Below are 15,058 nucleotides of genomic sequence, written 5' to 3'. Positions count from 1 at the left end.
GGCCAATCTTGGCCAGGTTTCGCGATAGAATGGCCGATTTTTGACATGTCAGCACGACCCGTATCCGGCAGTGTCCGGCCCAACATCATTGCAGGCTCGGCAGGTTTGCGCGCCGGCTGAGCTGAACTCGTCCACTCGGCTTTTCCGATCGCCGCGGCTGAAAAGGCCATCGCGATTATGGTGCCGGTGAGTTGAATTTCGGTTGATCGTTACAATCGAAAACTCGGGACAGTTTTGAATTTGAACGGAGCCAAGCCATGGCCGAAATGCGCCATCGTGGATTTTGTACGCTTTGCCGGTCCCGCTGCGGCGCCATTTTCGTCACCCGGGATGGGCTGCTCAAGGAAGTACTGCCCGATCCGGAGCATCCGACCGGCGGCGCCTTGTGCGCCAAGGGTCGCGCCGCGCCCGAAATCCTGGCCGACCGTGGCAGGCTGACCCGACCCCTGCGCCGCACGCGGCCCAAGGGCGACCCGGATCCCGGATGGGAGCCCGTATCCTGGGACGAGGCGCTGGCGGATATCGCGCGACGATTGTCGGAGATACGCGATACGCATGGGCCGAACGCCATGCTGTTCACCAGCACGACGCCAAGCGGCACGGCAATCGGCGATTCGTTCGAATGGATAGAGGGCTTCGTACGCGCCTACGGATCGGCGAATTTCGTCGCGGCGATGGAGATCTGCAATTTCCAGAAGGACTTCGGTACGACGCTGACGACGGGCGGCTCGCTGGGAACTCCGGACTATCTCCATGCGGACGCGATCGTCCTGTGGGGCCATAATCCCGCGCGGACCTGGCTCGCGGCATCGTCGCAGATCAGTGCGCGCGCCGCCGGCGTGCCGCTGGTCGTCATCGACCCGCAAAAGCAGGGCAGCGGCACCGACGCCGATCTCTGGCTCGGACTAAGGCCCGGAAGCGACGGCGCCCTGGCATTGGGGGGCATCCGTCACCTGCTGGCCAGCGGAACTTTCGACAAGGACTTTGCGAGAGATTGGACCGACGCGGCGCTGCTCGTGAATCGCGCCACTGGCCGGAAAGTCGTTCCCCGGGACATCGGCATCGACGCCGATGGATTTCTGGCGATGACCAAGGCCGGGCCAATCGTCGTGGACACCAACCAGCCGCCGGCGCCGGACCTGGCGCCCGAACTCTTCTTCAGCGGCACGGTTGCAGGCATGGAATGCGACAGCGCGCTGGAGTTGCTGCGGCAGTGCGCCCAGCCGTGGACCTTGCCCGCCACCGCCGAAGCCACGGGATTGTCTGAAGCAGCCATTTCCCGCTTCAATGATCTGCTCTCAAGCGATGCGCGCATAGCGCTGGCGCATTGGTCGGGCCTGTCGCAAAGCGCCGCTTCGAGCCAGACGGTCCGGGCGATCTCCTGCCTGTTCGCCCTGCGCGGCGATGTCGATCGCGCGGGCAGCAACCGCTGGTTCCCTGGGCCGCCGCTCCGCCCCTTCGCCGCGGCGTCGCGCGCCGATCCGCTGGGCACCGAGCGGATTCCGCTGGGGCCTCCACGGTTCGGCTATGTCGTGACGCGCGACGCGATCGAGGCGATCGAGACGGGGATTCCCTATCGCCCGCGCGGGCTGTTCAGTCTGGGAACCAATCCCGCGGCGTCCTATCCCGATTGGGCGCGCGCCGCAGCCGCGCTCGCCAGCCTCAACTTCCGGGTCCATTGCGACGTGCGCATGACCCCGATGGCGGACAGTGCGGACTATCTGCTCCCGGTGACCTTGCCGTGGGAACATGCTTCGCTCCGGCCGGGGTTCGAACTGGACGCCGAAAGCGCGCTGCACGTGCAGTATCGCCCGGCCATGGTGGAGCCGACCGGCGACCAGCGGCCCGACTATGTCATATTGCGGGAGATCGCGCAGCGAATGCAGTTCGCCGATCCGCTCTGGCACGGTTCGATGGATGAAGCCTGGGAGATGCGACTGGCGCCGAGCGGGCTTGATCTCGCGACGCTCAAACAGAATCCGGGTGGCCTGACCCTTCCGGTAGCTCAAATCGACCGGAGCTACGCCGCCGTTGCCGCGGACGGCCGGGTCAAGGGTTTCAACACGCCATCCCGCCGTGTCGAATTCCATTCCAGCCTTCTGGCAAATGTCGGTGAACCAGCAATTCCGCTGTGGACGCAGCCGCCGGCCGATCCCGCCTTCCCGCTCCTGCTGACCACCGCCAAGCGGGGGGTCTATACCCAATCCTCGCTGCGCTATGTTCCCTCGCTGGCCAGGCGCGCGCCCGCGCCCGAACTCGCCATGTCGCCAGCGACGGCAGATGCAGCATCGCTGGTGCCCGGCGACTGGGCAAGGATAGTGATCGCCACCGGCAGCGTCAGCATGAAGGTGCGGGTGGACGACACCCTGGCTGACGGCGTGCTGGTGGGCGAACATGGCTGGTGGCAGCAGGCCGATGCCGGTGACCGGCTGACCAGTGGAACGAACCTCAACAGCATTTTGCGCAACGGCGACGATGATCCCGTCAGCGGCGCGGTCGAATTGCGGCGCATAGCGTGCCGCGTCGAACGCGACGAGGAACGCTCGCGCGGCAACTGGAACGGCAAGCGCGATTTCCGCGTCGTCACGCGGCGCGACCATCCGGGCGACATCGTGGAACTGGTGATGGAGCCAGAGCATGGCGACTGGGTGCCGACCTTCATCCCGGGTCAGCATGTCGCCTTCTCGATTCCGGGCGTCGAACTCGAACGCCATTATTCTCTGGTCTCGCCGGGGCGGCAAAGTGCAACGTCGCTGGCCGTGGCAATCCGGCGTTCCGGGGCGGGCGGCCTTTCCGACCACATATTCGCGAACATGCGCGAAGGCGAAAAAGTGCAGTTGACCGTCCCGTCGGGGCGGTTCCGCCTGCCGCTGGAAGCCACCCGGCCCGTACTGCTCCTGGCGGGTGGAATCGGGATAACGCCGTTTCTCGGCTATTTGCGCGCCCTGGCTGGCGGAGTGGGCCACCCACCCCCTTCCGTCACGCTGGTCTACGCCACCCGCGACAGGGCTTTCGATCCTGAACTTCGATCTCTCGACATCCCGAACTTTGCCTATCGGCAAGTGGATTCGGGACGAAATCTCGCCGCATTGCTCGATGGGGTTGCCCCAGGCACGCGGGCGTTCCTATGCGGCTCGGAACCCTTCATGGGCGCGGCGCGGGAGATCCTGCTCGAACGAGGTGTCGACGCGCAGTCGATCCAGCAGGAGCACTTCACAGCCCATACCCCAGTCACGACTGGCCTCGCGCCGGCCATCGTGACCCTGGCCACGTCCGGCGAGAGCTTCGTCTGGCAACCGGACCAGCCTTCGATCCTGGCGGCCGCGGAATCGGCGGGTTTCCGGCTGGCTGCGGGATGCCGCGCAGGCGAATGCGAAAGCTGCGCTCTTCGTTTGATCGCCGGCACGGTCAGCCATGCGCGCGAGGTCGAGGAGGGCAACTGCCTGACCTGCTGCGCCATTCCGATCGGAGACATCACGCTGGACGCCTGAGCGCGAAGCCATTGGCGTCTCACCGCGCTCGACAATAATGATGTGCAAGCCTAATCTGGGTGAGCAGTCGCTCAACAAGTTGCAGGGAAGGAGCAACGGAGCGGGCACCCGGAGAAATGGCGTGACGTCGAACTCTTTTGATCTGCATTACCCTGACACCATTGCCAGGCCGGTTTTGGGATTTCAGGTCAGGACCGACGAATCCCGCGCCGACCGCTCGCACAGTCATGCGAAAGCGCAACTGCTTTATACGGTGTCAGGCTTTGTGGAGATCGAGTCCGACGCCGGCAATCTGGTCGTCCCGCCCGGATCCGTAACCTGGATACCCAGCGGAGTCGCGCACTGCGTGCGTGCCGGCGTGCTCGCGCGATTCGGGTGCGTGTATCTGGATCCTGACCTGTCATCGGACCTGCCGGACAGGACCGAATTGTTTCAGATCAACCCCCTGGTGCGGGAACTGCTTCTGCGGTTCAGCGGTGGCCCTTCGCAAGATGAAGGAGACGAAGGCAGGCAAGCCCGCATGGCCGGGGTGCTTGTCGATGAGCTTGCATCCTCTCGTTCACCCGCAAACGCCTCGCCCCTTCCGCGAGACCCCCGATTGTTGCGCCTCGTCAATGCATTGCTCGCCGAGCCGGAACGCCGCCTGACGATAGAGCAATGGGGCAAGCAAGTGGGCGCGAGCCACCGAACGCTGAGCCGCCTGTTCCAGAAGGAAGTCGGCAAGTCCTTCTCAGCCTGGCGACAGGAACTGCACGTGGATCTCGCGGTTCGCGCGCTGGAGGCGGGCACGCCAGTCGCCACCATCGCGTTTCAGCTCGGATATGACAGTCCGAGCGCGTTCATCGCCATGTTCAAGAAGAACACGGGGCACACGCCAGGCAATTATGCCGGCGCAAGGCTTGGTGGGGTGCGGCGTCCGTAGACGGATTTCGTCGCGATTTCATGTGAGCAGTTAACCCACCCCGGCGTGGGCGGAGACCCGACTCCCGAGAGGAAGGGCCAATGTACGCGAAATCAGCGCGAGCGACGACCCGATCCCGTCTCCCACCTTAGTGGCAGCATTTCGATGCCGTTCACTTGCGCGGTCTGATGAATGACAGGATATTTGGGATCCACCTCGAAGTCAGGAATGCGCGACAGCCATTCCTGAAGGAGAATACGCATTTCCATCCGAGCCAGATTGGCCCCGGCGCAGCGATGGGGGCCAAAACCGAACGTACCCGTCAGCCCAGGCTTGCGGGCAAAGTCGATCTCCTCCGGATTGGGAAAGAGGTTTTCATCGAGCCCGTGAACACAATTGGGAAGCAGAACATGCTCGCCCTTGTGGACCATGACTCCATCGATCTCGACATCCTGAGTGGCGGTACGGGTGTTGTTGGCCACGCCATGCCTGCGCATCAACTCTTCTGTCGCAACCGACACCTGGCTGGGGTTTTCCATGATCCAGCGCCGAACTGCGGGGTGCCGCGCGAGATAGTGCATCACGAAGGACATCATGGCCGCCACTGTATCCAATCCCGCGGCCATAAGCAGCACGCTGGTGCCAAGTTGCTCCTCCTCGGAAAGTGGACGGCCATCCACCTCCGCCCGTATCACCTGAGATAAGATGTCGTCGCCCGGCTTCGCCCGGCGTTCCGCCAGGCGCTGAGACACATAACCGAACATGCTGATATTGGCTTCTTCGATTGCCTGTCGGGTCTTGCCGCGCGTGGCGGCATGCACCCAGCGCTGGAGCATGGCCCGGTCCTCCATGGGCAAATCCACCATCCACAGGAAGACTGACAGCGGCATGACCAGCGCGAAATCGGCCACGAACTCGCATTCGCCGGTCGGCCAAAACCCCTCTATCAGGTCGATGGCAAGTTTCCGCGCGCGCACGGCGTAGCTTTGCACCGCTGCCGGCCTGAGCGCCGGATCAATGATGGCGCGAAAAACGCGGTGTTCGTGACCATCCAGTTGCAAAGGTCGGAACTTGAACGGAAGCGGTTCCGGCGGCAGGTTCGGCACGCTGCTGGAAAACAGATCGGGCGAACGGTAAATCTGCTCAACCACCGCTCCGTTCGTCGCGATCCAGTGACCCTTTTGCCGCGGCGTCCAGATCAGCCCATATTTGCTGCCAAGCGCCCGCCAGGCCTTTTGCGCGTCCTGGGCGCCACCCGGCACAGCCAGCATGTCCACGTCCACGATCCGGTCGGCTGGCACCTGCTCCTGCGGGAGTGCTACGGTTGAGTTCATACTTGCCTTCCTGCTTGCAACTGGCTCCGGCTCGGCGGCGCGCTTCCCGCAGCAACTCTTCGGCCAAATGACTGGCTGTTCGAAGCGCGGCACATGGGCCTCTACCAGCGTGCGATGGCTTGTAAGAGTAGCATTATGTAAAGGGGTTAAGTAGTTTCAGGCATTCCGGGTGTAATTATCCGGTCGAGTTCATGGTGCAGCCTGCCGATGATACGGGTGAAGGCGCCAAGATCATCCGCAGAAAGCCGCGAAAGCGCGTGTACGAGTTTGGCATCCCGCAAGAAGGTGTCGACGGACATGTCTGCAATGCGCTCTCCCGTCTCGGTCAGGCGGAGCGCGAAGGCCCGCTTGTCGTCTGACAGCCGCGACTTTGTGAGGAGCCCCGCACGGACGAGCCGTTCGATCCGGGCGGACAAGGTGGCCTGCGACACATTGAGGACACGCGCGAGATCGATCGCGCGCAACGGCTGCGCCTGGTCGATGCGGACCGTCCCAAGCAAGTGAATATCTGCGATGCTCAGTTCAAACCGCCGCGCAATACGGTCCAGATCCGTCGCCACGATATGGCCAAGCGTGAAGATGTGCCACATCGGTGCGATCATGCGCGCATCGATGTGAGGAAGCAGATTGCCGTAGAACTCCGTGCCCGCTTCGACGGCCTTGGCAGGTGTATCATTCATCATCGCTGGTCCGGAATAGTTCTGATCCATTCGGGATCATAATCAATCCGATGGGCGGAACGCACGCGCCCATTCATTCACCAGACGGAACTGACGAGATCACTACACCCCTCTGAACCCCGGCGCTCTAATCGAAATCATATCCGAATTTCAGCCCGAAAAATTGTGGCTTGGTGGGATAGGTCCGTGCAGAGAAGCCGCAAATCTCAGTCGCGCAGATGGTGTTCTTGCCAAGCGCGCCATGGCTGGAGAAGGCATTCTGGATAAAGGCCTCGATCCGCATATGGTCCCAATGGGTGCCGATCGAAAAATCCGCCGTGGTGAAGGGCCTGGTCGGACCCACCGCCGCATAATCCGCATCGGTCAGGAAGGTGCGCGTGCCGCCCTGATGGGACACAGATCCCTGCACGAAGGCTGTCATCGACCCCAGCGGCCATTCATAACGCGCGGTTGCCGATCCCTTGAAACGGGGCATGATCGGCAAACGCGTGCCCTTGGCGGCCGCCGGCGGCGTGCCGGGGACGCAAATGATATTCTTGGTGACGGGGTCGACCTGGCAAAAATCGCTGGTCAGTTGCGCATCGACATAGGTGGCGCTGGTCGACAGGGTCAGGCCGCCCCAGCGCGCGGACAGGTCGCCCTCCACGCCATAGATGCGCGCATTACCCGCATTATAGGTGTTGGTGACGCCATTCTGCCCCACCGGCACCAGCCCGAACTGAAGGTCACGCCATTTCTGGTAGAAGGCGGCGCCGTTGAAATAAATCCGCCCGAAATGGGTTTTCCAGCCCAGTTCGAAATTGTCGAGCTTGTCCGACTTGAACGGATTGACCCCCGGTCGCCGGTTGTTGCCGCCGGGCCGGTAGCCGCGCGACACGGTGCCGTAAAGCATGACATCGGGGCTAACCTGCCATTTGATGCCGCCGCGCCAGATGACGCCGTTCTCGACCTGTTTCTTGTGAACGTTGGCGCAGGGCACGTCCGGGATGTTCGTTGGCAGGCAAAAGGCGGGATCGGTGTTGCCGGCGCTGTTGGTCCCGGAAAAACCGTAGATCGTGTTGTCCGCGATATAGCCGCGCACGCCTGCGATCAGCGTGACGTGAGGCAGGATGTCATATTCGCCCTGCGCGAACATCGCATAGTCGCGATCCTTGCGCTTGACGCGGGTCAGGAACACGGTGTCGCTATTGGGAAAGGGGGTCAGCCAGATCGGCGTCGGAATCTGGCTGATGCCCACGGTCTGATAGTCGGCGCGGATCTTGTCCGTCTGGACCTGCATGAACATGCCCGTGGCCAGGCGGAAGGGCATGTCTGTGGGCGAGTTGACCCGCAATTCCTGGGTGAACTTGGTATATTTGTCATTCTGGTGCGCGGTTTGCGTCGGGTCGAGGAAACCGCCATTGCCGTCGGGGAAATAGGTGGCAAAACCCGGCTGCGTCACGCCATTGTCGTCGACATAGGTGTAACTGTCGTACGCCACCGAATAATAGGAATAGTCGGCGATATTATCGACCTTGCGCTCGAAATAGCCGCCCGAATAGGTGACATCCCAATCGCTGAGCTTGCCCTGGATGGTCAGCGCCGCCTGCCACCAGCGATCCTTGTTGCGGCTGGGCAGATAATCGGTGACCTTCAGATAGCCCTTTCTGGGATCATAGAAGAAGCCGCCATGGGCGATCTGGCTCTGATAGAGAAATTGCGGCGTGACCGTCCAGTTGTCGTCAAGGTCGACGCGCAGCGCGGCGCGGCCACCATAGGTTTCGACGTCGTTATAATCGTTTTTGACCAAACCCGGCTTATCAGTGTTACTCACTGTTTTCTCGGTCGCCGGGTCGTTATCGTCCAGCGTGAAGGTGCGCGTGCCGGGAATATTGTCGATATAGCCGCCGGTCCGGTCATAGAAGCCGACGACGCGCAACGCGGCATTGTCGCTGACCGGCAGGTTGATATAGCCTTCCGCCGATCCGCCGAAATCGCCCTTGCCGAACTTGTTGACCTGCAGGTCGATGCTGCCGGTCGTCTTGCCCAGTTCGGGGCGGTTGGTGATGATGCGCAGCGTCCCCGACAGCGAGCTTGCGCCGAACAGCGTGCCCTGCGGCCCGGCCAGCGCCTCGATCCGCGAAATGTCGTAGAGATGGACGTCGACCATGCCACCGATCGTCGTGACGGGGATTTCATCGACATAGGTGCTGCTGGTCGGCAGCGGCCCGATATGCAGCGGCGGCCCGCCAGAGCCCGTCGCCACGCCGCGGAAGAAGACCTGCGCCTGGCTGGGGCCGAAGGACTGGATGGACACGCTGGGCAACAGCTTGGCATAATCGTCCAGCGCCTTGGCATTGGCCTGTTCCAGCTTGGCCTGCCCCAGCGCGTTGATGCTGATCGGCACGTCCTGCAATCGCTCTTCGCGGCGCTGGGCGGTGACGACGATCACATCGCTGTCCGCGCCCGCCCCCTGCGCGCTTTCCTGTGCCCATGCTGGAAATGCGATGGCCGTCGTGGCCAGAAGCGCAGACGAAAATTCGATCAACCGAACATATTTTGACATCGGCTACCTCCCCACAGGTGCACGAGTTTCTGGAGCGAAACTGTCATCATCTGTCGGGCGGGCGCAACGAAAAATCATTGCGCTCCGGCAATCATGCGCTTTTTCAGTCGATTGTTACCCGAAAGCCACGATCAGGGCGCATCGGGATAGCTGTCCAGCACCGGACCAAGCGCCGCGACCAGCGGTTGGAGCCGCGCTTCGACGGCGCGCCACTGGCCCTCTCCATCGCGATTGATCGGCCGGCGCACCTGCTCGCTGCTCGCGGTCCTTACGGCGCGGCGGTTCTCATGGAAGCGCAGGCACGCCTCCTCGAACGGCAGGCCCAGCGCGGCGAGCAGCGCGCGGACTTTCCCTTCCGGATCGTCCAGCAGCTGCTCATGGACGACACGATGGATGCGTCCGGGCAGCACCATGTCGAAATGCGCCATCAGCCGGACATAATCGGCATAATATTGGCCGATATCGCCAAGATCATAGCTGAATGCCTGTCCCCGCGCGAAATGTTGGCGGAAATTGGAATAGCCGCAATCGAGCGGATGGCGCCGCGCATCGATGATCCGCGCATGGGGCAGGATCAACTGGATCAGGCCGACATGCAGCCAGTTATTGGGCAGCTTGTCGATGAAATAGGGAAGCCCTTTGCGTCGCTGGATGCGGGTGCGCTCCATATAGGCCTCCCCCAGCGCGGGCAGGCGGGCGGGGTTGAGGTCGCCCATCATGGTCGGCCAGTCGCCCTCCTGCCGCAGCTCCGCGACAAGGGCCGGCAAATCGGGCAGTTCCATCGTCCCTTCCACCTGACTGTGACTGGAGAGGATCTGTTCGATCAGCGTGGAGCCGGCGCGGGGCAGCCCGATGATGAAGATCGGATCGGGCGCCGGACAGCCCATGTCCTGCCGCTCGGCAAAGAAATCCGGCGTCGACAGGCCGATCACCGCATCGACCATCCGGCTGGTGCGCGCCGCCTCATAAGGCTGGGCGGTACGGCGCAGCCTGTTTGCCTCCGCATAATGAGTGAAGGCGTTTTCGGCTTCGCTTCGGTCGCTCAACGCCTTGCCCAACGCGAAATGCAGGTGGAAGCGATCCTCGACGCTGGCCTGCGCATCATGCAGCGCGCCTTCCATGGCGGCCAGGTCGGCCGCATCAAATGGCTCCGTTTTCAGATTGGCTATGCTCCACCAGGCTTCGCCAAAGGCCGGTCGCAGTGCCGTGGCGCGGCGATAGGCGGCAACGCTGTCCGCCGTGCGCCCCACCGTCTTGAGCGCATGGCCATAGCTCATCCAGATTTTCGGCTGGCCTGGAACCCGGCGCACCATATCCTCGTAGAGCGCGATGGCTTCATCGAAGTCACCCAGCCGTCCCAGCACCGCCGCGCGCAGATTGGCATAAGCGGGATTGACCCGGCCCTGCAGCGCATCCTGCAGCCGGTCCAGTTCCGCCAGCGCCTCCGCCGTCTTGTTCTGGCGGTGCAGGGCCGTCGCCAGATTGACGCGGGCGGCGGTGAAGCCGGGAGCCAGTTCCAGCGCGCGGCGCAGCAGATTTTCCGCATCGGCGTTGCGCCCGATCCGGCCGGCCAGTTCCGCCAGCATGCGGATCGCCGCAACATCGAACGGATTGTCCTTGAGCCGCCCGCGCAGGATCGGTTCGGCCAGATGCAGCCGGTTGTCCCGCAGGGCGATCGCCGCCTGCTGCAACGCATCGTCAGCCGCAGCGGCGTCGATCGCCGCAAGTTCGTGCCGTTCAGCCTCGCCGTCCCGCTTCAGCGCACGCAGGGCGCGAGCGGCCAGGCGGTGCGCCTCGGCATCCTGGGGATCGTCCTTCAGCAAATCCCCGCAGCGCGCCAACGCCTGTCCAGCGTCCTGCGCCAGCAATCGCCGCACAGCATGATAGGTTTCGCCCCGCATCGCATATAGAAATGTCAAGCCGGCCGCGACTTAGCAAGCAGCGAGTAAATTGGCCGACAAGCTGTTCTGGCAAGCAGGGCCACCCCCGTTGCCGATCCACAAGAACCGGAAGATCAACAGAATCGGCCGCTTCCGGAATTGCATCATTCGAATAAATCGAACGATGGGGCATATTTTATCAGGCTGCGCAGCAGAAATCTCTCCCGCTAAACCTCCAATCACACTGGAACGACCCGAGTGTAGGAAATTTCGATTGGAGACCGACATGACCATCAAAGCGACCCCGACCCCCGGAAAATCCCTGATCAACCCCAGCGACCACACCCTTGTCATGATTGATTTTCAGTCGCAGATGGCTTTTGCCACCAAGTCGATCCCGACCGAACTGCTGCGCAACAACGCCGCCCTGGTCGCGAATGCAGCTGCCGGCTTCAACGTCTCGACAATCCTGACCACGGTTGCCGTCGACAGCTTCTCCGGCCCGATGTTCAGCGAGATCACCGACGCTTTCCCCGGTCAGCCGCTGCTCGACCGCACTTCGATGAACAGTTGGGAAGATGCTGCCGTCATCGACGAGGTCAACCGGATCGGCAAGGAACGCATCATCTTTGCAGGGCTGTGGACCTCGGTCTGCATCGTCGGCCCCGTCGCCTCGGCGATCGATCAGGGCTTCGACGTCTACTTCATCTCCGACGCCTGCGGTGACATCTCCGAAGAGGCGCATGAGCGCGCCGTCGAGCGGATGATCCAGCTGGGCGCCAAGCCGATGACCTCCCTCCAATATCTTCTCGAGCTGCAGCGCGACTGGGCCCGGACGGAAACCTACGACATGACGACCGGCTTCGCGAAGAAGTGGGGCGGCGCCTATGGCCTGGGCATCACCTACGCCAAGACCATGTTCAACGCTTCCGAGGGCGCCCACTAAGGCCCCGGCCTCCCGGCGGCCGGGCACATCCCCCTTCCCCGCGTTCGGCCGCCATCCCGCTACCCTTACCGTATAAAGGAACCCGCCATGACCAGCTTCATCACCACCGCCGACGGCACGCAAATCTTCTACAAGGACTGGGGCAGCAAGGACGCTCAGCCCATCATGTTCCATCACGGTTGGCCACTCTCGTCCGATGACTGGGACGCGCAGATGCTGTTCTTCCTGTCGAAGGGCTATCGCGTCGTTGCCCATGACCGCCGCGGCCATGGCCGTTCGGCTCAGGTCGATTTCGGACATGACATGGACCATTATGCCGCAGACGCTGCTGCGGTTGCCGAGCATCTCGACCTGCGCAACGCCATCCACATCGGTCACTCGACCGGCGGCGGCGAAGTCGCGGCCTATGTCGCCCGCTTCGGCATTCCGCAGGGCCGCGTCGCCAAGGCGGTGCTGGTGAGCGCTGTCCCCCCGATCATGCTGAAGACCGATCGCTATCCCGGTGGCCTTCCCATGGATGTATTCGATGGCCTGCGCGCCGGCCTTGCCGCCAACCGCTCGCAATTCTTCCGCGATGTCGCCTCGGGGCCCTTTTACGGCTTCAACCGTGAGGGCGCGGACGTGAAGCCCGCCGTCATCGACAATTGGTGGCGCCAGGGCATGATGGGCAGCGCGCTCGCTCATTATCAGGGCATCAAGGCCTTTTCCGAAACCGACCAGACCGATGACCTGAAGGCGATCAGCGTGCCCACGCTGGTGCTGCATGGCGACGACGACCAGGTCGTGCCCTACAGGAACGCCGGCCTGCTCCAGGCTGAAATCCTGCCGGACGCCACGCTCAAAATCTATGAAGGCTTTTCGCACGGCATGCTGACGGTGAACGCCGACGTGCTGAACGCCGACATCCTCGCCTTCATCCAGGCCTGACCCAGCCAACGCCGGAGAACCGACATGAAAGCCTATATCCTCTCCCTGGGCGCCGGCCTGATCGTCGGGATCGTCTACAGCCTCATGGGCGTCCGTTCTCCGGCGCCGCCGGTCATTGCGCTCGTGGGGCTGGCGGGAATCCTGCTGGGTGAACAGCTGCTCCCGGTCGCCAGGCGCATGGCCAGCCTTCCCGAACTGACCCGCTTCGTGCGACAGGACTGCGTCCATCATGTGCTGGGCGAACTTCCCATGCACGGAAAGCGCGACGCATGATGAACCGCCGCCAGTTGCTCGCCGGCGCCGCAGCCGCGACCGCCCTTCCCCTTGTCACGGAAAGCTTCGCCATGACCCAGACCGACCTCATCCTTACCAACGCCAAGGTCACGACCCTTGACCGCGAGAACCCTCAGGCGGAGGCAGTGGCGATCCGGGGCGGGAAATTTCTCGCTGTCGGTACGGAACAGGAAGTCCGCGCCGCCGCCGCACCCAATGCCCGCGTCATCGACGCCGGCGGCCGGCGCCTGATCCCCGGCCTCATCGACAGCCACATCCACGTCATCCGCGGCGGGCTGAACTATAATATGGAATTGCGCTGGGAAGGCGTGCCCACGCTCGCCGACGCCATGGCCATGCTGAAGAAGCAGGCAGAAAATACGCCGCCGCCGCAGTGGGTGCGCGTGGTGGGGGGCTTTACCGAACATCAGTTCGCGGAAAAGCGCCTGCCCACCATCGCGGAGATCAACGCCGCCGCGCCGGACACGCCCGTCTTCATCCTCCACCTCTACGACCGCGCCCTGCTCAACGCGGCTGCGCTGCGGGCGGTCGGCTATACGAAGGACACGCCCAATCCACCGGGCGGCGAGATCGTCCGCGATGCGCAGGGCAACCCCACGGGGCTGCTGCTCGCCCAGCCCAATGCCACCATCCTCTATTCGACGCTGGCGAAGGGGCCGAAGCTGCCGCAGGACTATCAACTCAATTCGACGAAGCATTTCATGCGCGAGCTGAACTCGCTGGGCGTCACCAGCGTGATCGATGCGGGCGGCGGGTCGCAAAATTATCCCGACGATTATGAAGTGATCGAAAAGCTGCACAAGGATGGCGATCTGACCCTGCGCATCGCCTACAACCTCTTCACGCAAAAGCCGAAGGAGGAGCTCAAGGATTTCGCGACCTGGTCGACGCAGATCAAGCCGGGCGATGGCGACGACAGCTACCGCCACAATGGCGCGGGCGAGATGCTGGTCTATTCGGCCGCCGACTTCGAGGACTTCCGCGTCGCCCGTCCCGACATGCCGCCGGAGATGGAAGGCGATCTCGAACCCGTCATCCGCCTGCTTGCCGAGCGCCGCTGGCCCTGGCGTCTCCACGCCACCTATGACCAGACCATCTCCCGCGCGCTCGACGTTTTCGAGAAGGTGAACCGCGACATTCCCCTGAAGGGCCTCAATTGGTTCTTCGACCATGCCGAAACGATCAGCGATCGCAACATCGACCGGATCGCCGCGCTGGGCGGCGGCATCGCGGTGCAGCACCGCATGGCGTTCCAGGGCGAATATTTCGTCGAGCGCTACGGCGCCAAGGCCGCCGAGGCGACGCCGCCGATCAAACGGATGATGGATGCCGGCCTGCCCGTGGGTGCGGGCACCGATGCCACCCGCGTCGCCAGCTACAATCCCTGGGTGTCGCTGAGCTGGCTGGTGACCTCGAAAACCGTGGGCGGCCTGGCGCTCTATCCGACCCGCAACCGGCTCGACCGCGAGACGGCGCTGCGCCTCTGGACCGAGAAGAACACATGGTTCTCGAACGAGGTCGGCAAGAAGGGGCAGATCAAGGCCGGGCAACTGGCGGACCTTGCCTTGCTTTCCGACGATTATTTCAGCGTGCCGGAAAGCGAGATTGCGCATCTCCGTTCGGTGCTGACCGTGCTGGGCGGCAGGATCGTCTATGGCGAAGGCACCTTCGGCCCGCTCGCGCCGCAAGCGCCAAAGGCCATGCCTGACTGGTCGCCGGTCGCGACATTCGGCGGCCATTGGCGGCGGGATGAAAGCGCCAGGACGATGGCGTCGGCCTGCGGCTGCGCCTCGTCCTGCAACGTTCATGGCCATGATCATGCCGCGGCACTGGGCGCGAACGTACCGGCCTCGGACGTCCAGAGCTTTTGGGGCGTGATGGGCTGCGGCTGCTGGGCCGTCTGATTGCAACAGCGCCCCTCCCCGACCGGAGGGGCGCCATTTTATCTTTCTATATTCTGGAACACGATGTCCGATTTTATTCGGATAGTTCGGATATCAACGAGTGCGTAGACAGTCTTCGCGACCTCATCGCACGCCGAACAACACTCTACGGAGATA

The 15,058-nt window shown here is 63.1% G+C and carries 10 protein-coding genes; 6 read left to right on the top strand and 4 right to left on the bottom strand.

Going from position 1 to position 15,058, the window contains the following annotated elements; genetic code table 11:
- Positions 1-257: 257 nt before the first annotated feature.
- Positions 258-3,491 (top strand): molybdopterin-dependent oxidoreductase, encoded by a 3,234-nt coding sequence (locus tag MRBLMC3_RS00175; protein ID WP_363824917.1) that lies wholly within the window; start codon positions 258-260, stop codon positions 3,489-3,491.
- A 121-nt stretch (positions 3,492-3,612) separates the two neighbouring features.
- The gene (locus tag MRBLMC3_RS00170) at positions 3,613-4,413 is read left to right on the top strand and encodes an AraC family transcriptional regulator (protein ID WP_166666287.1); all 801 of its coding nucleotides are present in this window, start codon (positions 3,613-3,615) and stop codon (positions 4,411-4,413) included.
- 92 nt (positions 4,414-4,505) lie between these two features.
- On the opposite strand, the gene MRBLMC3_RS00165 is transcribed toward MRBLMC3_RS00170, so the two are convergent.
- The 4 genes from MRBLMC3_RS00165 to MRBLMC3_RS00150 all read right to left on the bottom strand — a co-directional run bounded on the left by MRBLMC3_RS00165 (position 4,506) and on the right by MRBLMC3_RS00150 (position 10,852).
- Complete coding sequence (locus MRBLMC3_RS00165) at positions 4,506-5,726, bottom strand: cytochrome P450 (RefSeq protein ID WP_363824915.1); 1,221 nt, start codon at positions 5,724-5,726, stop codon at positions 4,506-4,508.
- Between the two features lie 146 nt (positions 5,727-5,872).
- The gene (locus MRBLMC3_RS00160) at positions 5,873-6,436 is read right to left on the bottom strand and encodes a MarR family winged helix-turn-helix transcriptional regulator (protein ID WP_363735614.1); all 564 of its coding nucleotides are present in this window, start codon (positions 6,434-6,436) and stop codon (positions 5,873-5,875) included.
- A 97-nt stretch (positions 6,437-6,533) separates the two neighbouring features.
- Positions 6,534-8,951 (bottom strand): TonB-dependent receptor, encoded by a 2,418-nt coding sequence (locus tag MRBLMC3_RS00155; RefSeq protein WP_363824913.1) that lies wholly within the window; start codon positions 8,949-8,951, stop codon positions 6,534-6,536.
- A gap of 131 nt (positions 8,952-9,082) precedes the next feature.
- Positions 9,083-10,852 carry a tetratricopeptide repeat-containing sulfotransferase family protein gene (locus MRBLMC3_RS00150; protein ID WP_363826560.1) on the bottom strand — a complete coding sequence of 590 codons (1,770 nt, stop codon included), beginning with the start codon at positions 10,850-10,852 and terminating at the stop codon, positions 9,083-9,085.
- Between the two features lie 265 nt (positions 10,853-11,117).
- Between MRBLMC3_RS00150 and MRBLMC3_RS00145 the strand changes: the two genes are divergently transcribed.
- The 4 genes from MRBLMC3_RS00145 (at position 11,118) to MRBLMC3_RS00130 (ending at position 14,902) form a co-directional block, all read left to right on the top strand.
- A complete protein-coding gene (locus tag MRBLMC3_RS00145) occupies positions 11,118-11,777 on the top strand; it encodes an isochorismatase family protein (RefSeq protein ID WP_363824910.1) in 660 nt (219 codons plus the stop codon).
- 87 nt (positions 11,778-11,864) lie between these two features.
- Positions 11,865-12,704, top strand: a complete 840-nt coding sequence (locus MRBLMC3_RS00140) for an alpha/beta fold hydrolase (protein ID WP_133651620.1) — start codon at positions 11,865-11,867, stop codon at positions 12,702-12,704.
- A 24-nt stretch (positions 12,705-12,728) separates the two neighbouring features.
- Positions 12,729-12,977, top strand: coding sequence for a XapX domain-containing protein (locus tag MRBLMC3_RS00135; RefSeq protein ID WP_363824908.1), 249 nt, complete (start codon positions 12,729-12,731; stop codon positions 12,975-12,977).
- Entirely contained in the window at positions 12,974-14,902 is a 1,929-nt protein-coding gene (locus MRBLMC3_RS00130) for an amidohydrolase (protein ID WP_363824906.1), read from the top strand. The genes MRBLMC3_RS00135 and MRBLMC3_RS00130 overlap by 4 nt, the downstream gene beginning before the upstream one ends.
- Positions 14,903-15,058 lie beyond the last annotated feature (156 nt).

The organism is Sphingobium sp. LMC3-1-1.1 (assembly GCF_040676285.1).
Lineage (GTDB): Bacteria > Pseudomonadota > Alphaproteobacteria > Sphingomonadales > Sphingomonadaceae > Sphingobium.
Note: the sequence above shows the minus strand (reverse complement) of the source record. Positions and strands in the feature narration are given on the sequence as shown.

Bases quoted from the DNA above. Each gene is read 5' to 3' on its own strand.
- MRBLMC3_RS00175 (WP_363824917.1), top strand. From the start codon at position 258: ATGGCCGAAATGCGCCATCGTGGATTTTGTACGCTTTGCCGGTCCCGC.
- MRBLMC3_RS00165 (WP_363824915.1), bottom strand. From the start codon at position 5,726: ATGAACTCAACCGTAGCACTCCCGCAGGAGCAGGTGCCAGCCGACCGG.
- MRBLMC3_RS00140 (WP_133651620.1), top strand. From the start codon at position 11,865: ATGACCAGCTTCATCACCACCGCCGACGGCACGCAAATCTTCTACAAG.
- MRBLMC3_RS00135 (WP_363824908.1), top strand. From the start codon at position 12,729: ATGAAAGCCTATATCCTCTCCCTGGGCGCCGGCCTGATCGTCGGGATC.
- MRBLMC3_RS00145 (WP_363824910.1), top strand. From the start codon at position 11,118: ATGACCATCAAAGCGACCCCGACCCCCGGAAAATCCCTGATCAACCCC.
- MRBLMC3_RS00155 (WP_363824913.1), bottom strand. From the start codon at position 8,951: ATGTCAAAATATGTTCGGTTGATCGAATTTTCGTCTGCGCTTCTGGCC.
- MRBLMC3_RS00160 (WP_363735614.1), bottom strand. From the start codon at position 6,436: ATGGATCAGAACTATTCCGGACCAGCGATGATGAATGATACACCTGCC.
- MRBLMC3_RS00150 (WP_363826560.1), bottom strand. From the start codon at position 10,852: ATGCGGGGCGAAACCTATCATGCTGTGCGGCGATTGCTGGCGCAGGAC.
- MRBLMC3_RS00130 (WP_363824906.1), top strand. From the start codon at position 12,974: ATGATGAACCGCCGCCAGTTGCTCGCCGGCGCCGCAGCCGCGACCGCC.